Below are 19,505 nucleotides of genomic sequence, written 5' to 3'. Positions count from 1 at the left end.
TCAAAGATCTCGGCGCATCCCGCCGATTGCAGCGCCTCGGACTGGGGCAGGGGGGTCTGATCCTCTGTGGATACGCGCGCATAGCCTATCAGGGGCATGAAAACGGGCCATTTGCAATTTTAGATAACACTAATAAACGACCGAATGACCGCGCGATCAGAGACCGGCTGCCTTGGTCAGGTTCACCCGGAACCGGTCGCGGCGGCGCTGATAGCGGCGGGTCATCTCGGCCGAGGCGTGTCCGAGCTGCTTCTGGACATAGCGCTCGTCGACCTCGGCCGAACTGGCGAGACCGGCGCGCAGAGAGTGGCCAGAGAAGAGGGCGAGGCGATCCTTTTCGGGCAGCTCTGATCGGATGCCGGCGTCGAGGACCGTGCGCTTGATCAGTCGAGCCACATGTTTGTTGTTGAGCCGCGTTTCGGATGCCCGTGTGCCATCACGCGAGGTTCCGACGAAGACCGGGCCGAAGTCGATCTTCGCGAAGTGCAGCCATTGCTCAAGGGCACGAACAGGGCAGGTCTGATCCTTGGAGCCGCGGCCGATCTCGACTTCGCGCCAACCGGTTTTGGCGTTGAGGGTCAGGAGGGCGCCTTTCTCCAGGATTTCGATCCAGCCGCCGGAATCCGGTGTATCGTCTTTGTGCACGTCCAGGCTGACAATTTCGGATCGGCGGAGGCCTCCGGCGTATCCAAGCAGAAGGATTGCCCGATCGCGTAGCCCGCGCAGGTCATAGGGCAGGGTGGCCACCATCGCGAGGATGTCCTCGGCCAGGATCGCTTCCTTCTGGACTGGCGGCCGCGCGTGCTTGCGCTTGATGCCCGCCAGAACTGTCGCGATGTGCCGGTTCCTGCGATCGAGAATGAACCCGCGCTGCGCGTAGTTCCAGGTGAGACCGGACAGGCGGCGGTCGATCGTGCTGACCGACAGGGGTCGGGACGCCGACTGCGAAGGGGAGGAGCCTGACCCGGAGGCCAGATCGGCGAGGTAAAGCCCGATCATCTCAGGAGAGGGGGGCAATGGCTCCGCGCCCTTCATTCGGCACCATCGCGCGAAATGCGCCCAGTCTTTCGCATAGGCCCTCAGCGTGTTCTCTGAAGCCGCGGCGCGGGCGTAATCTCGGGCGGTGTCCACCAGTCGATCGAGCGTGCCGGAACCCGCGACATGGGAGGGCAGGGCGATGTCATCGTTTTCCTCTTGATCGCTAGCGTCGACGCGATCGTCATCAGGCTCACCAGAGGGCGTTGGCGTCGATTTCTCGGTCTCTGAGGGCATATTTTCACTGAATCCGGCAATGAAATTGAACTGCTTCCCAGCATATCTTTTCACATCCGATAATGCAAACTTATTGGACATAGCGGAGAGCAGTAGAGTGGGGCGGTTTCTACATCATATTGTGGACGAAAGCGCCGCGAGAGTGTAGCTTTGGGCATGACATACCTGCCCGCCACGATCTCGGACGACCTGGCCACCCTATCGCAGCTTCCCGCGTGGGTCACCTCCGGGCGTGCGGAAACCCTTGAAACTGTGGCCTTTCGGTCGGGAGCCGCGCTGACAGTGCTCGACCAGCTGATCAGCGATCCCAGGCATTGTGTGCCTGTGAAACTGCTCGCCAACCGGCTGGCACTGAGTGCGGCGACGGCCACCTCGAAACTGGAAGGACGGATGGCGCGGGAGGCGGACATCCGCGACGCCTACCATCTGACGCCACCGGGCGAGGCGCGGGGCCCGGATGGCGATCTGTTGGCGTTCTGGCGCGAGGCCGTGCGGCTTCGGCTGAACGGACCCGGCGAGATCGCAGACCTGATCGGCGCGCACCTCGCAGGCGAGGAGGGTGTCTGGCTGGACGCCGGACAGGAACGCGCCCGGACCCACGGACCCTTGGCTGGCTGTGTGACCACCCTGCAAGCCGTGCTCAAGGCAGACGACCGGGCGGAACGGATCGCTTGTCTGCTCTCGGACATCGTCCTGGCGCGGGCGCTGAATTGGAAGACCTTGCTGCCGGTGTCGGCGCAGCGGTTGACAAAGGCGGCTCTGCGCGACCTTACCGCAGAAGGGCAGGGGGCCGATCTGGCAGTCGAGATGCGGATCCTTGAGGCCATCGAAGAGTCGATCCGCTTGGCGCGGGATCTGGCCCGTCGGGCGGAAGCGCTTCGCGCCATCGCGCCGAAGCTGCGTGCGAAGGGATCGACAGCGGCAGTGGACCTGTTCCTGACCGAGGATGCCGTGGCGCCGGCGTCGATGCTGTCGCCGCGCATTCGCGGCACCTCGATCCCGATGACCGACCGCGCCGCGCGGCGGTTCTGCGATCGGTTGGTCGAGCTGGGCGTGGCACGGGAACTGACCGGGCGGCCGACCTTCCGGCTCTACGGGATCGCATCATGACGGTCGCGACAAGGAAACGGAAACCGGCGGAGGAGGGCGGCGCCGTCTTCGACCGGGAGCTTGACGATCGGCCACAGGAGCTGCGCTGGCGCGAATGGATGGGGCGGATCGAGGCGGTGCTCTTCGCCAGTGCCGCGCCGGTCGGCCGCGAGGATCTTGCGTGCGTGGTGGGGCAGGGGGCCTCGGTCGAGATGCTCATCGACGACATCCAGGCCGAACTCACCGGCCGTCCCTATGAGCTGGCACAGGTTGCCGGCGGATGGATGTTCCGAACGAAGACCCAGTTCGCGGATGCCATCAAGGCCGCTGCCGATCTGGGCGAGCAGTCGCTTGGCTTCACCGAGATGGAGATGGGGGTGCTCTGCGCCATCGCCTATCATCAGCCGATCGACCGGGCCGGTCTCGCAGACATCTTCGGCAAGGAGGTGAGCCGCGATCTGCTGGCCCGGTTGCGCTACAAAGAACTAATCGCCAGCGGCCCGCGGTCTCCGCGGCCGGGGGCACCGCATACGTTCGTGACGACCGAGACGTTCCTGGTGACGTTCGATCTGCAGAGCCTGCGAGATCTGCCGGAGCTGGAGCTGCCATCCGCAAGGGAGGAAGTCCAAACGACAAGATAGCGTGACTGGCCCACGTCGAAACGCCTACCAGCGTGTCGAAAGGGTGCCTGACGTGAACATGTCGACGGTCTCTGGGATCAAAAGTGTGAGTACTTCCTTGTGTTCCGAATGCGTTCGGGATCCCGATATCACCGAGTGAGCATAGACATTGAACTCCGCGGCCTTGTAGTGACCGAAGAACCCGCTTGCGGGATGTAGATGTGCGCGAGTGGTTTCGTTCTCACCAGCAAACAGCAAGTCCATGACGCCCGTATCGGGATCGTGGTCCTTCCGCGGCATCCAGCTGTCTGGCCAGGACGACGATTTCCGGAACCATTTCCGACCATTTGGCCCATAGCAGATGAGCATCGTTTCCGCCGCGCTCAGGTCAACAAAGCGCAATGCGGTTGCCTTGCGGCTGACATCAAAAGCCTCAGCGAGCTCATCGATTGCGTTGAAGGAGGTCCTTCCAATGCCCCTCATGCGCGGTAGGAACAAAAATCGAGGCATGATCAATTCCGCGGCGTAGCGATCCGCTTCGCGCTCTTTGACCTTGGCCTTACCATTTGCCGAGCCGATATCCTGTTTGGCACAGGCTAAGATCTGATTGCGATGTCTTTTCCAATGGCCGATTTCATGGGCGAGTGAGAACCGTGCGCGCCGGACCCCAAAACGGTCATCCACGGTGATGATCGCCTTGTCCTGGACCCCTGTGATTTTCGCCTCGCAGCTCTCCAATTGGCGGTACCGGACCTTCGCACCCATGGTCCAGGCGATCGTTTCCAGGTCGATTTGGCCGGGCTCGGTGACCCCGTATCGTACGAGATGTTGTTCGGCATCCGATAGCGCTTTCACGGGTCGCCCTCTCCTGGTAATGCGACGCCAAGCTCTCGAAAATCTGCCAAAAGATCGAGAACCTCGCGATCAGACATCGGACCAGCGCAGGCATTTCGTGCGGCCTGTGTCAGGCTTGGCACGTCACGCGCGATCCGTGCAACGATGACGCGCGCATCGTCAGCAGTGACTTTCCAGGACTGAGAAGATGCTAGGCGATCCGCATTCATCTCGGCGCGCGCGCGGGCAAGCGCTTTTCGTCCCGCTTTCATCTGTGCACTGTCAAGCAGACTGTCGAATGCGCGTCCTGCATCTTCAGCAGCGATCCCATCATCTTCGAGATCTGCGAGAATCTCCTCGTCGCTCATGCTGAGAATTGCATCGACGACATTATCCGTCAGATCAAACAGCTCTTCACGCTTGGACTTGGTCGTCATGATTGACTCCGTTCTTTCTTGAAACGATCCATCATTCGGGCAATGCGCCGGTGGATCGTGGCTAGCTCCTCTTTTGTCACGCCAGCGAAGTCACAAAGCTCCTGACCTCGCAGGCCATCAAACCCACCGAGCAAAACAAGGTGGGTTCTTTCACACCCTTTGCACTGCTCTTCGAGAAAGGCATGGAACGCCGCCTCATGTTCGGCATGCAGCAACTCCTGTTCGCCGGTCCGGGTCGTTTCATCTGCGGTAAGGGCAGTCAGAAGATCGTATTCCGGGTGCGATACCTCGGCGGCGAGTGCGTCTTTGCGCCGTTTACGCCATTCGATGCGATTGTCGGCAAGCGAGCGCATGGCATTCGCCAGAAAGGTCACCAGCTCGACTCCCTTGGGACAGCGCCGGCGATATCGGGGGTTCTCTTCAATTGCCTTCATCATGGCTTCATGCAGCAGATCCTCGGGCTCGATGTCGCCGGAGACTGCGGCCCATTTCTTTGCGATCTTCAACAAACGAGCCTTATCGGTGAGGCATAGCGCGCCAAGCTCGTCCCGGAGTTCTTCCGTCTCCTTGATGTCAACAGGCTTAATCACGCCCAACGTTCCGTCCTCCTCATTGATGGTGGGACACTCCTATAGGCGCATGACCAGCGCCGATTCGGACACCTACAGCATATATTTTTGCTGTGTCGGAATCGAATGTGAGCACAAGCCTTTGTGGATGTGAGCGGCAATCGCCACAACATCTTAAGAGGACTTAGACCCATGACTGACGAAAACACTTTTCTTGACCTTGAAGCTTGCGCCCGCGAAGGGCGCCATGATCCCACTGCGACGCGCTTTCGCATCCGCATCGATGACGTGCGCTATCGCATCGACGATCCCAAACCCACCGGTCGTCAGCTCTTGGCGCTGACCGAGCAGAAACCGCTCGATGAGTATCTTATCTTCCTCGTGCTTCGGGGCGGTGGCTTCGAAGAGATCAGGCTGGATGAGACCGTGGATCTGACCCGGCCGGGTGCCGAGCGGTTCCTCACCTTCGAGAGCTCCGCTTCGTATCGGTTTGAGATTGACGGTCAGCGGATCGAATGGGGAACCAAGCTCATCACCGGTCTCAGGCTGAAGGAGATCGCTGGCGTTGATCCCGCAACCTATGCGCTTTGGCGTGAGGTTCGAGGTGGCGAAGACCTTCCGATCTCCAACGACCAGTTGGTGGATTTGAGCGCAGACGGACTTGAGCGGTTCTTCACGGTCATCGAGCAGACCACGGCGGGCGATGCGCAGAGTGGCGGGGCGTTGCCCCGCCGCGACCAGATCTATCTGTCAGCCGCGGCACCGGGATTTCAGGTGATCAACGACAAGCATCAGGTCGGGATCGTCCTGAAGGATTTTGTTCTGCCGGACGGCGGCTTCGATGTCGGACGGACGGACATCCTGATCATTCTGCCCGCCGGTTATCCCGACGCGCCGCCCGACATGTTCTATTGCCACCCCTGGCTCCGTAGGGCTTCCAACGGAGCCTATCCGAAATGCGCCGATATTCCACAGCCCTTTTCCGGCATCACCTGGCAGCGTTGGTCTCGGCACAATTCCCAATGGCGCCCTGGCAAAGACGGCATCTGGACGATGATCAAGCGCGTCGAGCATGCCCTGCGGGAGGCGGTCTAATGGACTATGACGTCATTGTCCCGCAGCGGTTCCTGGAGCCGTTGCGACAGGCCGCATTCAACGGCGCCAAAGAAGGTGGCGCCTGGGCCTTGTTCAGTTCCGCGCGGGTGACCCGGGATCCGGTCAATACCAAGCCGCGTCACCGCTACATCCTCCGGCATATCCAGCCCTTCGCCGTGACAGATACCGTGTCGTCTTCGCCGAAACACATTACGGTGAAGACCGACACCTTCATGCCGATCCTGCGCCAAGCCCAGTGTGAAGGTCTCACACCTGGTTTCCTGCACGGCCATCCGAGCGGGTACTCCGCATTCTCAATGCAAGATGACATGAACGATAAGGCACTAACGCAGGCAACCCGGAACCGGAACGGTCCGGAGGCGGGTTTTGTCAGCCTCTTGGTGTTGCCGGACGACACCCTGAAAGCACGGGTTTGGCACGGGGACTGCATGACTCAAGCCGCGACAGTATTGATCGCCGGATCGCAGGTGCGCATCATGGATCGACACCCCATTGTTGCGGCGCACGGCAGCGATCTCGATCGCCAGGCCCGGGTCTTTGGTGATCTCTTCAACGATCAAATTCGGGCGTTGCGCGTCTTGATCGTTGGAGCAGGAGGGACCGGCTCGCCCTTGGCGGTGATGCTGGCGCGTGCCGGGGTGCGCTGTCCCGTCATTATCGATCCCGATATCGTCGAGGACACCAATCTGCACCGTCTTCACGGTGCACGGGTTTGCGATATAGGCCGGGCCAAGGCCGAGGTTATCGTCGATCACATCAATGGGATGGGGCTTGAAACGGGAGCCATCGGCATTCAGGGAAATATTTTAGATGCCGCACATCGCGATCTTCTAGTCTCTGCTGATCTGATTTTCTGCTGTACGGACGATCACGCTGGACGGCTCCTGCTCAACCGTTTTGCCTATTTCTATGAGATCCCCGTCGTCGATATCGGGCTTGCCATCGAAAGAACCGACATGGGCATTCGTGACATGACCGGACGCGTCACGACGCTCCATCCAGGCGCCGCATGCCTGTTGTGCCGAAACATTGTCGACCCTTCCCGTGCCCGCGCAGAGGAACTCCGGCGCCGTGATCCCGAGGCTTTCCTTCAACAGGCTGACGACGGCTACATTCTGGGCGGCGGCAATCCGGAACCGGCCTTCATTTCGATGACGACTTCGGTGGCGACCATGGCCATGGAAGAGATGCTACAGCTCATGACCGGTTTTCGCGGTGCAGGCGGGTCGGCAACTCAGCGGCTGCGGCGGTTTCAGGTTCCCGAAGACCGGCGCACCGGTGCTAAGATCGATCCGGACTGTCCGATCTGCGGCGAAAGCGAAATCTGGGGGATCGGCGATATCACCCCGTTCCTAGACCGGGTGGCCTAAGATGATCAGAGACATCCTTCGTACCTGTTTGGTCACACTGCGCCTTGTCGATCGACCGGCCGTCCTGCTTAGATATTTGGAACAGCAGCCGTCACCTGAGGAAATTGCGCCTGGCGACGTCATCCTTGTCGGCGACCGAGACAAGCTGAAATGGGCGGTCATGGCCTGCCCTGGTGGGTGTGGTAACATCATGCGCTTGCCACTTGTGTCCAATCGGCGGCCGCACTGGTCCGTCAACCGTGATTGGCTCGGGCGACCTTCCCTCTCCCCTTCGGTGCATCAACGCAACGCCTGCAGGGCGCACTTCTGGATCCGAAAAGGGGCAGTCACTTGGTGCCGGAACAGCGGATGCGGTCACCCATAGTACAGGGGAGGAATATGTAAAAAAAAATCTCAAGACTCAGGTAGGCTCCCGGTCCGCCTGGGTCCCGGTTTGTAGTGAGCACATGCGCTACCCGGCCTCGCGTAGCCGCACCCGGATAAGGTCCTCGATTTCGCTGCGGATATCAAACTGGGTTTCCACTTCCAATTCGAGGGTCACTGCGATCGCGAAGCGTATCTCTTCGTCTGGACTGAGACCTCCGCCGGAGTTGTCCCGGCATTGAACACGTATGGGAAGCACCGCACCCTGACCGTAGTTTGGCACAATCGGACCATCTTGAATCAGGCGTCGAGACCAGACAGTACCCCTCTTGATGATATTCGCGTCCAGTTCGCGGGCCCGCATGTCGAGGTTCCAGCCCTGATCCTCGATCAAATTCCCCAAGAGATCGGTTCCATGCGGCACCGCTTCCAGAAGCGCCAGACGGTATCTAGCTCTGGTTGCAAGGACCGGAGAGAACCAGGCAATCGTTACCCACATGGAACGGCCCAAGCGCTCACCGGCAAGCGAGGGTGGCAGAGGAACATCGAACAAAGCCGCACGGTCTTTGCGAATGGTTGCAGTGCCAATCAACGTGACGCCATAGTCCGGCGCTTCCCGCATGAAGACTTCATTCAGCACCCCGTGACCAAAATGCCGACACACCTCCTCGCGTGCGTTCGAATGGTTGCCATTGAGCCGCGCCCGTTCCGACTCATAGTAGGCAATCGCATTCTCCGGCCATCGAGCTGCGTTCACGGCCAATGCTTTGGTAATCAGGGCAAGATCGCGTCTGCCGAGATTCTGTCCTTCGAAGGGTCCGTCGTCGCCCATGAGTTCGGTAGCGGCATTGACATGTGCGCGTGTTGCCAAAGCATTGCTGCAGCTCGTCCCTCTGACACGATATTGAGAGGCTGCACCCCGCTGCACGGTTGCCGCATAAAGACCCGACCTTTGATACTGGTTGGGGACGGTTAGCCGCAGATGGGCGCCGATCGGAGACATGCGTAGATCGTGCTCGCCACCCGTGTGGACATAGTCGGGTTTGATCGACCGAAAGGCGCCGAGGCCCAGCCCTGACGAGACGGCAGTTAGAACACCCTCACCGCCGTCCAGAGAAATCATGCCTGCCGGCAGCGGCATCGTCGGGTCGGTGAGGTCCCGAGAGGCCGCGCCAACAGTGACCACGTTCACCGCTTCGCCGGGTGCAAGAAGCGTTCGAGTATGTCGCGCGACGCGCAAGGCCGCATCGATATGGGCTTTTTGCGCTTCAAGACCAGCATCCTCGAAGTCAATGGACCTCATATTGGGGACGACCAAGCCGTCCGGAGCGTTGCCTGCGGAGACTGTAAAAAGGATACCTTGGTTCTCCGCCCACCAATCAAGTAGCCGTGCAAGCGAACTGATCCGACCTGCAAAATGCGATCCACGCACGCCGATCGAGAAATTGACGATGAATGCTTCCGGTGCCAGTGGATCGTCACCCAAGAACGCGCGCGTTAGTGCGATGTGGACGAGGTCGACAAACAACTGATCGTCTGGCGAGGAGGCGCCATCCGCCCCGTCGACAAGCACTGGTATGGCGAGCAGACGAGCGCCATTTAGAGGGGCGCCATCAGCAACAAGGTCGCCTCTTAGGATCAGCGATGCCATGGAGGTCGCGTGGCGTCGGTGCTGCACCTGCGAGAGGCGTACCAGATCGTGAACGTCCTCGATATCGACGCCACCGTCCAGGGCAGGATGACCGGCGATCGGTGTGCCATCAAGTAGCACGGCTCGTACGGGCGCGTTGGGATCAAAGGGTGTAAGATCGCCGAAATCGGTATCGGGTTCGTCGTCCGAGAGATCGGGAAGAGACTGACCTACGGTCTGGGGGAGCACGAACTGCAGCCCGTCTATGGTCGCAAGACCGTCGGGAGCGAACGGATTTTCAAGCATCGCCCGAACAGCACCTGACGGCATGTCGATGAGCGCCGCTTCATAGATGAACCCATTGAGATTGATCGAGCTGGTTCGCACAACCTCTCCGCCCAGTGCCTCAACCCGCGCCCGCGTATCCGTTTGCCATCTGTTCCGTTGCGCGCGGTTTGCTGTCGGCCAGATCTCCAGCTCGAGACGCATTGGCACAGCGTCATCGTCGGCAAGTTGCTTGAGCAGCTCCGCTTGGGCCTGGGGCGTCAACCGGTCCTGCGGTCCCCAAGGGCGGATGTCCGCGAGCAAATCGAATAGCTGCCACCATGGAGCCAGCCCGTATGGTTTTTCCTCGTCGTTTTGGTAGGCGCGCCAAAGCTGCAGCATGCGTTGAAGGTCTGCTGCTGAGGGCATTGTCGCATAGAGCGTTGGTGCGGCAGCAGCAACATATTCATCAACGAGCTCGTCCGGGATTTCGTAATTATCGTCGAGCCGGTCCTCGATGAGCAACTCGAAGCCGATGCGCGCGGTGGCCTTCTGAAAGTTCTGGATGGGCAGCAGTGTCTCAAAAACAAGCGCTCGTTCTGGCGCAATGCCGGAAGGATCCTGGCGAAGAAGCACATCCGGCGCTTCACCCTGGAAGGCTTCTTCCAGACGCCTGAATGCTTCGCCAAATCGCGCGTCCTGACCTTGGCGACCGGCGCCGCGCGGGCGTCGGCGCCGGTCTGGCGAACCTTTCAGACGAACGGTGAGTTCGGGATTAGGCAGTCGAAGGATCGGTCGATCTGTCATCCCCGGTCACACTTCCATGCTGTGAGGCCCATGCGCCTATACGGTCCTTGACCAAAGTACGGAAGGTGACGTTTCCCTGTGCCAGTGCACGACGCCTGTGAATATCCATAAAAAAGTCTTCGGCCTCGGAAAAGTTCTTTGGGCAAATCGCGGCACGTAGGCGTTTGGCGGTATACCCGAAGTTATCGTGGAACTCCTTCATCCGGAGAGCAAAGTAATCTGTCATCTGATCATCTGTTGGTTTCCCGAGTTCCAGTTTGATTTCGAACCTTCGCCAGGTTGCGCGGTCAAGTAATTCGGGGTGGTTCGTCGCGCCGACAAGGACACAATATGACGGAAGATCATCAAGTTGTAGCAGCAACGTCGTCACAACGCGTTTGATTTCTCCTGTTTCGTGGAGGTCTCCTCTTTCCTTTCCCAAGGCGTCGAACTCGTCGAAAAATAGAATGCATGGTTCCGTGCGTACGAAATCAAACATGCGCCGAAGTCGCGTCGCTGTGTCGCCGAGGTAGCTTGTGATGATTGCATCGTAACGCACCACGAACAGAGGCAAGGCTAACTCGTAAGCAAGACTCTCGGCCAAAGAGGTCTTGCCGTTTCCTGGCGGCCCAACGAGTAGCAACCTGTGCCGTGGTTCCAGCCCATGCGCTCTAAGAACATCGGCCCGATGCTGTTCTTCTATGAGTTCACCGCAGGCAGTTTGAACCTTCTTGTCCAGAAACAAGCTCGACATCGGGCGCTCGGGCTCACGTCGCTGTATTCCGCCAGAACCGTCTCGGAGCCGCATAGCCGGCTGCGATGAGCGCCCGTTAACTCCTGGTTTTGGCGGTACGGTCAGTGCCTTTGAAATCCGATCCGCGACTCCAGTATGCTTCTTCGATCGCTCGTCAGCGGCAATTGCTTCAGCTGTAACGCGAACGGAGTCTGTATCCCCGGACACCCCGGCCTTAACCAAATCGATGATGAGGTCGCTTCTCGCCATGACCCGCCTTAAAAATGTTCAACATGCTTCCCATCTGAATCATAGACGGATCGGGCGGAAAGTCACCCGATACTTAGGTTTTCACGCGGATTCAGAGGAAAAGGCGCTGATAATGAGACACATGCAATTTGCTGAATTCTTCGTACCATGCTGTCAGGCTTTGGATGTCCGAAATATGTAGCAAACTTCGGACTCGCGTATGTCCGAAATATGCGGTAATCTTCGGACATGATGGATGCTAGATCACCTGCTGCTTTGCCCACTCAGATCCTTGATCGGATCAGTGCCGAACCTGCCAAGGTTTGGACGCCGGGAGATTTTGCGGATGCCGGTTCGCGCGAGGCCGTCGACAAGGCCCTCCAACGGCTTGCCAAGTCCGGCGAGCTCCGTCGTATCGAACGCGGCCTCTACGACAAGCCGCGACTCAACAAACTGACCGGGAAACCGTCGGCACCGGACTATCGCGCTGTCATAGAAGCTGTCGCACGGCGGGACAAGGCGCGCTTTGTCGTAGACGGAATGACCGCGGCCAACACTCTCGGACTGACAAACGCCGTTCCAGCCAAGATTGAGGTCCTGGTCGATGCCCGCCTGAAACCCATCGAACTGGGCAACCAAAAGATTGTCTTCAAGCATGCTGCGCCCAGTCGTTTGTATTGGGCGGGACGCCCTGGAATGTATCTTGTTCAGGCACTGCATTGGGTCCACGATACCATGAGGGCTGAGACCGAGCGCTCGAAAGTCGATCGGACCATTCGAAAGCTCCTTACCGATAGTGACGGGGGGCCAAAACTAACCGAGGACCTTCGTATCGGTCTCTCGGCCATGCCGATATGGATGCAGGACATCCTGCGCAAACCGATCATGTCGGCAGGTGCGGAGAGAAACACATGACGACAGAGGCGTTCTTGGAAGTCATCCGCGCGGAGCCCGCTGACCGCGCTGACCTCTTCCTCACGACGGCCCGGCGGCTCGGTTCACCCCTGATCAACATCGAGAAAGACTTCTGGGTGTGCTGGACACTCAACACCCTCTACCATCGGCTGCCGAAGGGCGGCCCGCGCCTTCTCTTCAAAGGCGGCACGTCGCTTTCAAAGGCCTATGGTCTGATCAACCGGTTCTCGGAAGACATTGACGTCACCGTCTTCAGAGATGACCTCGGTCACCCTGGGAGCACTGCTGAGATCGCGGCACTTTCCAACAAGAAGCGGAAGGCTGCTCTTGACGCGATTGCAGCGGATTGCAGCCGCTATATCACCACAGAGCTTCTGGAGGCCGTCGCTGAAATTCTGGTAGCCGACACGGGGGGGACGGGTCGCGTCGAGATCGACGATAGCGATCCAAGTTCTCAAACGCTGCTGGTCTGGTATCCGCGGGTGGATGCATCTGAGACCGGATATGTGCAGGCCGCAGTCAAGATCGAGTCAGGCGCGAAATCCGCACTTGATCCGAACCGTCCCGTTACCATTGGTCCTTATATCGATGCTGATCTCGAAGCACTGGATCTTAGCGTGCCGGATGTCACGACGATTCATGCCGAGCGAACCTTCTGGGACAAGATCGTGATTGTTCACGGCTTGCGCAACTGGTTCGAGCGGCGCGGCGAACTTCGCCAGGACGGGCAGCGGATTTCCCGACATTACTACGATCTGCATTCGCTCCTGCTCTCGGATGTTGGCGCCTCGGCCGTCGCCGATCTGGCTCTCGGTGCGGATTGCATTGAGCATGCCCGAACGTTCTTCAGTAGACCGGATTACGACCTCGCAGCCGCCGCACCCGGTACGTACGCCCTTCGGCCCGTAGGCCACATGATTGATCGATTGGCCCGGGACTACGACAACACTAGGGCGATGATCTTTGGTGACGCCCCCGATTTCGGGGATATCCTATCGTCGATCGACGAGATCGAGGACAGGTTGAACGGCTGATGGTGGACTTGCGTCAGGTTTGACGAGGAGTTGCCTCTGTGTCAGATCGCGTGACATTGATAGGCTGCCTTGGTCCATGTCGGGTTATGTCCGAGGTATCAACGTCTAATTAGGGCTACGCCTCGAAACATATAAGGGACACAATCTCCAAAAAATGGTCTGCATAAAGGGGATGGTGGAGGAAGAATCTCGTTGTAGGTCACGCGCCCTTGGCTCCTCGGCAGCGGGCATCTTGAGCGGGGTCCACCCAGCCCTCGAGCGCTATACCGACGCTGTAGTCCTTCTCGGCTCGCCTGAGCTCGTGGTGGCGCTCGACCGCCGCCAAGCGTTGGACCTCGATCCGATTCTTCATCTCTGCGCTCGCGTTGAATTCCTTCGCAAATCCCCCGATGCGACTCCAAGTTCCGTGCAGCCTCGGCGGGTTTGCAAGAATCTGCTTCATCTCTTCGTCGAATAGCATCGTTAGAGCCAGCGTGACGTTCTCCTCCGCCCTCCTCTCGGCTTGCGGCGCAGTCCTGAACCTCGCCGCAACATCTGCAATTCGGTGGAGCTCAGTAAGCGCGATGATATCGGCGCGCACCAATTCATCAACATGCTTTGCGAAGCGACTCGATGCGAGCCATCGTTTGGAATCGAGAACGTCTTCCAGAATTCCGTCCAGCTTCTGATCGATGCGCACGAACCAATCCTCGAGCAGACCGTCAAGCTCGCCTCGCTCCAACAACGACACCCAAGCCTCGCAATGCCAGTCCCCCACCGTCCGGACTTTGGCCGCCAGCATGTTGGAAAATGCCTGCGGCAGGCCTTCTGACGGCATCCGTCCGACGATCTTTTCGATCGTCGCCTCATCTGCAAACGAAAGAGTATCGTCGAAGGCTGCCTCGAATAGCCGATGTCCCGGGTCAGCTGCGATCGCGTGGATAATCGGTGTCCAGAGTTTCTTGGCGCTGTGGTGCTTGCCATATGCCCATAGTGGTTGCGGCACACCGACGAACATCCGGATGCAAGCCTCAAACCTTCCAGGACCGACAAGTGCCTCCATTTGCGCCGCATCGCGACCCGCAAGATCTTGGCAACCGGTGATCGCTTCGATGATCGCAGGATTGACGTCGCGCCGCGTCAGGAGGGTGGCGTCCACCCAACGACGGTCGCTCCGCGGCTCGCCGACCCAAGCGATGAATCGGTTGTGCTCATCTTGGGTCAGTAGATTCCAATCGTCGGCGATATCGGCCGCTATCACGACCCGGGCGCCGGTGTCGACAAGGCCGTAGAGCTGCTCGAACACCTCGGCGCGCGCCTCTGGTCGCGCTACGCGCAGTAGCGGTTCGATCATCCCGAGTTCATAATCGTCGACGAAATATTCCCGCACTCGCTCGACCAACCGCCGACTCCAAGCGACCACGATCGGCGACAGTTCCTCGATCAATCCAGACGCGATGGCTTGCTCAAGCGCATTGTTAAAGCGCCCGTCGCTCAATGCGACGTTAGGCGGCAAACGATCGAGGATGGTGGGCATCAGGCGGGCAAAGATGATCCAGGGCGGGTTCTCACCAAAACGCTCAACCCGGTCGAACAAGACGAGTCGCGACAGAAGCGCACTCGCGGTCGGCGGCGCTTTAGCCTGATCGTCGAGAATGCCGAGCAAGCGCGCGCGCCGATCATCGTCGATTTCCGGCCAGGCAGCGACTGCGCTTTTTAGGACCGCCACCGCAACTGCCGGGGCCCTATCTAGGCCGATGCGGTCAAGCACGACGTGATCGTCTGTGCGCGGGATGCACAACCAGGTACGGGCAGCCTCGGCGCGCACGACCGCTTCATCGGCATGGAGAAAGCGATTCACCATTTTCATCGTCATGCGGTCGGGATGATCGGCGAGCGCTGTCAGGATCTGGCGAGATAGCGGCAAGTCGAGGCCGAGAGGTTCTTCTTTCTCGATCGCGTCGAGATAGGGCGTTACTTGCGCGATAGGCACGTCGAACCCGCCAAAGGGCCAACCGTTTGAGAATAGGAAGGCAAGACCGCGATCGACCGAAATGTCGTCGATCGACACGATGCTACGCTCCGCCCATTGTGGAATGTCGTCGCGCATCTCGTCGGGCAAGTCATCGACGTGATCGAGCAGGAAGGCGAAACAGGCGTCGCGGGTCGCGGGGAAGATCGAGCGGAGTCCGTGCTCGGCAACCGCGAAACACAACGCCTGGTCGGCGCTTCTGGCCATCATCGTGCGCACCCACCGCAAGTTGCGCGCGACCGCGAGCGAGGTTTCAGGAGAGAGCGAGCCGATTCCGCGCACCAGACGGTCCCGAACCTTCGCCACGTCAGCGGGCAAATCGGGCATCATCAGCATCTGCGCGCCGGCGCGCAAATAGGGATGCGTGAAGTTGAGGCGTTGCTGGCGTTCCTCGAAGACGCGCCGACGCGACAATTGATCGACGATTGCGGTTTGTGCGACCGTCAGCGTCGGGGGCGTGCAGTAATCTGGCGCCTTGACGTCGTCCGTCAGCGAGATGATCCCGAGCTCGGGCACGAGCCCTGGCTGGCTGCCGTCGCCATCGACGACATAAGCGAGTTCGGTGGTGAATGTGCCCTGATCGATGCCGGTGGCGATCGCCATCGACACGAGTACGGGCTCCATATCGGGGCTTTTGTCCACAAGCATACGCGCGAAATCCGTAGCATCGCCATGGGCGAATACGCCGATCGCGTCGTCGTCGAGGTCAGGTGGCAAATCCGCCCAGGCGGTGGCGAGGTAGGTTAGCGCTCCAGGACTTCGCAGCCGGGCGTCGCGGTCGATCAAGCCGTCGATCCTCGTGACTACATCTGTATCGAGGTGCATCACTTTGGCTCCTTGAACCCAGATGGCGTGTGCCGCCTCTACCGAGATCGGCCGCACCGGATTCCAGCCGATAGTACCGACCGCGCAGTGCGCGAGGTCGGACTTTCGGCAGATCTCGAAGAGGACATGATCGACCTGAGCGACGATCAGGTGCCGGTTGCGCGGCAGATGTTCAATCAGCCGTCGCAAGTCGCTGAATGCCGCTGACGCCTTTTCCGTCCGCTCACGTGAGCCGAATGGATCGTCCAGAAGGAACAGGCGCTCGCCGCCTGCCTCATCGGTCAGGAAACGCTCGGCTTCTTCGACGCTCGTCCCTTGCCGCACTTCGTATCCGGCCTGCTGCAAGACGCCGCCAAGCGCGCGCTGCGTCCAGCTCTTGCCGGCACGCGGCGGGCCGCTGAGCAGCAGGATGCCTTCGGATCGCAATTGGTCGAGCAACGCCCTCTCGGTGCCGAGATCGACATAGTTGAGCGGCGCAACCGAGGCGGGTGCTATTTGATCTAGGCGGCGGAGCATTGGCGCGAGCAGATCTGTTTGCGCCTTTTTGGCATTGTCGAGCTCATCGGTAAGCGCTGCGATCGCCCCGCGCAGCGAAAACGTAGCGAACCGCATTGTGCGCAAGTGCGCGTGGAGCCGAGTCTCTACGGTCGCGTCGATTTCTTCGGCGACGACGAAAACGCGAGAGAGGGCGCTGCGTAGCTTCATCGGCGGCAACTTTGCCAGGCGATCTATATCCCCGCGCCTCGTCGCGTCGAGCTTGGAGGCCGGGGCGCCCCCCGCGATCGTGGTTAGCTCAGCAACGAATTGCTGGAGCGTGTCGCGACTGACCGAGTGGCTTGCGGGGATTGCCGTAATTCCGCGTGCCAAGGCGAACTCGGTCAGCGGATCGGTGAGCCGGCCGGAAGTCACGAAAAGCGCACCGCGCGTGGGATCGCCAACCAGACGCTCGAGCAAGGAGCCGGTCGCACTGTGACTGGGATAATGCGTCAGGTAGTCGGCCAGGTCGGCGGCTGTGAAATCCTTCTGTGTGCCTTTCACCTGAACTTCAAGCAGAGCGATGCCGTCGACATCGTCCCAAGTGAACTCTGTGTCCTCCCCTCCTTGCGGTTCGGGTACCATTGCGCTCAGCCCGCTGTTGCGAAGCGAGAGCGCCAGCTCGACGCAGACGAGGTCCTGGAACTTGTACTTTTCGGGTCCGACAATTGCGATATTCAATGTTGTCTGCACCTGCTGTAGTTTTTTCTGCCATACGCTCTGGCTGGTGCTGTCTGACGAACCAGAGTCTGGCCAGTTTTGTTCTCCGGCGGCTGCCTGAGCAAGTGCAGACTAGAATGCTCGTGGCGGTTGGCGAGAAATAACTCCGCAGTTGCTTGCTCTCAGGCTGCGCCAACCAGATAGGAAGTCAGCCGTGCATTTGGCCTGACGGAACTGCCCTCGACGATCAGCGATGCGGATGATGCAATTGAGACGACGCACGCTGAACTCCTGAGATGGTGTTCACGCAATTCAGAAAAGGCGGTTCAGCGCTCCGAAATTGCCCGCCCGAGCGGTAACGATAATGGCCCCTCCTATCATCTCCTGTCTCTTTTCAGGCCGGCTCGAGCGGTCGATCTTTTGATTTCCCGACGCTCGCGAGGTCTGCAACGAAGACATTGTCGATCAGGCGCACACCGTCGAGCCAGGCCGCCAGGAAGAGGCGGCTGGGGCGGTCTGCACTCGTCATCAGCTTCAGGTCGGGAACGCTGCGCAGTTCGAGGTAGTCGATGGAGTCGAACCCGGCTGAGAGCAGGGCCTTCTTGGCCTTGTCGATGGTCTGCTCGACGTGTCCGCCCCGGGCGATGACACGCGCCGCGTCTTCCAAGACCTGGGCGATCATCGGCGCCGTTTTGCGTGGCCCGGCACCGAGCCGAAGGTTGCGCGAAGACATGGCGAGGCCGTCTTCCTCGCGAATGGTCGGACAGCCGACAATCTCCGTATTCAGGTCCAGATCCTCGCACAGCCGGGTCACCACCTGCAGTTGCTGATAGTCCTTTTCACCGAAATAGGCGCGGTCGGCATCGCATTGCAGGAACAGCTTGGTCACCACCGTGGCCACCCCGTCGAAATGCCCCGGACGCGCCCCGCCGCACAGGCCTTCGCTGACACCGGTGACCGAGATCGTGGTGGCAAAACCTTCGGGGTACATCTGTGCGCCGTCGGGTACGTAAAGCACATCCGCGCCATAGGGCGTCAGCTTTGCGGCGTCGCTGTCTTCGGTCCGAGGGTATTTCGCCAGATCCTCGGGGTTGTTGAACTGTTTGGGGTTCACGAACAGCGTCACGATCACCCGGTCATTTTCGGCGCAGGCCCGTTCCACCAAGCTAAGGTGCCCGGCATGCAGCGCGCCCATGGTCGGCACGACGCCGATGCTGTCCCCGGCGCGGCGCCAGCTTTCGGTCAGGGCGCGCAGCTCGGCCTTGGTGCGGATGATCTTCATTTGCCGGGTTCCTCTTGGGAAAAGACATGTTCGGGGGCGGGGAAGCTGCGGGCGCGGACCTCTTCTGCATAGGTGCGGATGGCTGTCCGGGCGTCGCTGGCCAGATCGCCATAGCGTTTGACGAACTTGGGCTTGAAGGCATCAAACAACCCCAGCATGTCGTCGATCACAAGGATCTGTCCGTCGCATCCGGCCGAGGCCCCGATGCCGACCGTGGGGATATCGATATCGGCGGTGATCTGATCGGCCAGCGTGGCGGGCACCTTTTCCAGCACGACCGAGAAGGCCCCGGCGCGGGTCACGGCGCGGGCGTCTTGGGTGATCCGTTCGGCATCTGCGCCGCGCCCCTGCACCTTGTAGCCGCCAAGCGCGTTCACCGCCTGAGGTGTCAGACCGATATGGGCCATGACGGGGATGCCGCGGTCGACGATGAAACGGATCGTGTCCTCCATATGCGCGCCGCCTTCCAGCTTGACCGCGCCGGCCCCGGTTTCGGCCATCAGCCGGGCGGCGTTGCGAAAGGCCTGAGCGGGGGATTCCTCGTAACTGCCGAAGGGCATGTCGACGACCATCAGGGCGCGGTGCAGGCCGCGGGAGACGGCGCGACCATGCATCACCATCATCTCCATCGTCACGTCGAGGGTGGAGGGCAGCCCGTGCAGCACCATTCCGACGCTGTCACCGACCAGAACAAGGTCACATTCCGCATCCGCCAGCTGGGCCACGGGGGTCGTATAGGCGGTCAGGCAGACAAGCGGATCGGCCCCTTTGCGCGCGCGAATGTCAGAGGCAGTCAGGCTGCGTTGCGGGGCGGATTGGCTCATGTCGGTCCTCCTCAGACGGGCTTGGGAGGGGATAGCGGGTTGGGGACCTATTCGCAAGTGCAGCACAATATTATTGCGTTGCACTATG

General features: G+C 60.1%; 16 protein-coding genes and 1 pseudogene. 7 read left to right on the top strand and 10 right to left on the bottom strand.

Annotated elements, in window-relative coordinates:
• Both ACU0DV_RS23030 and ACU0DV_RS23025 read right to left on the bottom strand, forming a co-directional pair.
• Nucleotides 1-98 (bottom strand): annotated as a pseudogene (locus ACU0DV_RS23030) (recombinase family protein); the annotation flags it as partial.
• Between the two features lie 58 nt (nt 99-156).
• A complete protein-coding gene (locus ACU0DV_RS23025; protein WP_027264267.1) occupies nt 157-1,272 on the bottom strand; it encodes a tyrosine-type recombinase/integrase in 1,116 nt (371 codons plus the stop codon).
• Nucleotides 1,273-1,428: 156 nt separating this feature from the next.
• Between ACU0DV_RS23025 and ACU0DV_RS23020 the strand changes: the two genes are divergently transcribed.
• Together ACU0DV_RS23020 and scpB are read left to right on the top strand one after the other, a co-directional pair.
• A complete protein-coding gene (locus ACU0DV_RS23020) occupies nt 1,429-2,382 on the top strand; it encodes a DUF1403 family protein (protein ID WP_271109737.1) in 954 nt (317 codons plus the stop codon).
• Complete coding sequence (gene scpB / locus ACU0DV_RS23015; RefSeq protein ID WP_271109738.1) at nt 2,379-3,002, top strand: SMC-Scp complex subunit ScpB; 624 nt, start codon at nt 2,379-2,381, stop codon at nt 3,000-3,002. Before ACU0DV_RS23020 ends, scpB begins: the two co-directional genes overlap by 4 nt.
• Before the next feature lie 24 nt (nt 3,003-3,026).
• Here scpB and ACU0DV_RS23010 read toward each other — a convergent pair whose 3' ends face one another.
• The 3 genes from ACU0DV_RS23010 to ACU0DV_RS23000 are packed head-to-tail and all read right to left on the bottom strand — an operon-like array spanning nt 3,027 to nt 4,848.
• Nucleotides 3,027-3,836, bottom strand: coding sequence for an ImmA/IrrE family metallo-endopeptidase (locus ACU0DV_RS23010; protein ID WP_271109739.1), 810 nt, complete (start codon nt 3,834-3,836; stop codon nt 3,027-3,029).
• Complete coding sequence (locus ACU0DV_RS23005) at nt 3,833-4,252, bottom strand: hypothetical protein (protein ID WP_271109740.1); 420 nt, start codon at nt 4,250-4,252, stop codon at nt 3,833-3,835. Before ACU0DV_RS23005 ends, ACU0DV_RS23010 begins: the two co-directional genes overlap by 4 nt.
• Nucleotides 4,249-4,848, bottom strand: a complete 600-nt coding sequence (locus ACU0DV_RS23000) for a hypothetical protein (protein WP_446273607.1) — start codon at nt 4,846-4,848, stop codon at nt 4,249-4,251. The genes ACU0DV_RS23005 and ACU0DV_RS23000 overlap by 4 nt, the downstream gene beginning before the upstream one ends.
• A 165-nt stretch (nt 4,849-5,013) precedes the next feature.
• Here ACU0DV_RS23000 and ACU0DV_RS22995 point away from each other — a divergent pair, with 165 nt between their 5' ends.
• From ACU0DV_RS22995 to ACU0DV_RS22985, 3 genes are read left to right on the top strand one after another with little or no spacing between them, the layout of a single operon-like run.
• Nucleotides 5,014-5,916: a multiubiquitin domain-containing protein gene (locus tag ACU0DV_RS22995; RefSeq protein ID WP_446273606.1), complete on the top strand. Its 903-nt coding sequence runs from the start codon at nt 5,014-5,016 to the stop codon at nt 5,914-5,916.
• Nucleotides 5,916-7,307 (top strand): HesA/MoeB/ThiF family protein, encoded by a 1,392-nt coding sequence (locus tag ACU0DV_RS22990; RefSeq protein WP_271109743.1) that lies wholly within the window; start codon nt 5,916-5,918, stop codon nt 7,305-7,307. The genes ACU0DV_RS22995 and ACU0DV_RS22990 overlap by 1 nt, the downstream gene beginning before the upstream one ends.
• Before the next feature lies 1 nt (nt 7,308).
• The gene (locus ACU0DV_RS22985) at nt 7,309-7,671 is read left to right on the top strand and encodes a DUF6527 family protein (protein WP_271109744.1); all 363 of its coding nucleotides are present in this window, start codon (nt 7,309-7,311) and stop codon (nt 7,669-7,671) included.
• A gap of 87 nt (nt 7,672-7,758) precedes the next feature.
• Here the strand turns inward: ACU0DV_RS22985 and ACU0DV_RS22980 are convergent, their stop codons facing one another.
• Nucleotides 7,759-10,371, bottom strand: coding sequence for a S8 family serine peptidase (locus ACU0DV_RS22980; RefSeq protein WP_446273605.1), 2,613 nt, complete (start codon nt 10,369-10,371; stop codon nt 7,759-7,761).
• A complete protein-coding gene (locus ACU0DV_RS22975) occupies nt 10,340-11,353 on the bottom strand; it encodes an AAA family ATPase (protein ID WP_271109746.1) in 1,014 nt (337 codons plus the stop codon). The genes ACU0DV_RS22980 and ACU0DV_RS22975 overlap by 32 nt, the downstream gene beginning before the upstream one ends.
• Before the next feature lie 228 nt (nt 11,354-11,581).
• On the opposite strand from ACU0DV_RS22975, the gene ACU0DV_RS22970 reads away from it, so the two are divergent.
• Together ACU0DV_RS22970 and ACU0DV_RS22965 are read left to right on the top strand one after the other, a co-directional pair.
• Nucleotides 11,582-12,247 (top strand): DUF6088 family protein, encoded by a 666-nt coding sequence (locus tag ACU0DV_RS22970; RefSeq protein ID WP_446273604.1) that lies wholly within the window; start codon nt 11,582-11,584, stop codon nt 12,245-12,247.
• Nucleotides 12,244-13,281 carry a nucleotidyl transferase AbiEii/AbiGii toxin family protein gene (locus ACU0DV_RS22965; protein ID WP_271109747.1) on the top strand — a complete coding sequence of 346 codons (1,038 nt, stop codon included), beginning with the start codon at nt 12,244-12,246 and terminating at the stop codon, nt 13,279-13,281. Before ACU0DV_RS22970 ends, ACU0DV_RS22965 begins: the two co-directional genes overlap by 4 nt.
• A 199-nt stretch (nt 13,282-13,480) precedes the next feature.
• Here ACU0DV_RS22965 and ACU0DV_RS22960 read toward each other — a convergent pair whose 3' ends face one another.
• The 3 genes from ACU0DV_RS22960 to panB all read right to left on the bottom strand — a co-directional run bounded on the left by ACU0DV_RS22960 (nt 13,481) and on the right by panB (nt 19,417).
• Nucleotides 13,481-17,344 (bottom strand): nSTAND3 domain-containing NTPase, encoded by a 3,864-nt coding sequence (locus ACU0DV_RS22960; protein WP_446273603.1) that lies wholly within the window; start codon nt 17,342-17,344, stop codon nt 13,481-13,483.
• 361 nt (nt 17,345-17,705) lie between these two features.
• Complete coding sequence (gene panC, locus ACU0DV_RS22955; protein WP_088652442.1) at nt 17,706-18,593, bottom strand: pantoate--beta-alanine ligase; 888 nt, start codon at nt 18,591-18,593, stop codon at nt 17,706-17,708.
• Complete coding sequence (gene panB / locus ACU0DV_RS22950) at nt 18,590-19,417, bottom strand: 3-methyl-2-oxobutanoate hydroxymethyltransferase (protein WP_088652443.1); 828 nt, start codon at nt 19,415-19,417, stop codon at nt 18,590-18,592. The genes panC and panB overlap by 4 nt, the downstream gene beginning before the upstream one ends.
• Nucleotides 19,418-19,505: the final 88 nt, after the last annotated feature.

This window comes from Sagittula sp. (assembly GCF_052825245.1).
This window is presented reverse-complemented; position numbering and strand designations above follow the sequence as displayed.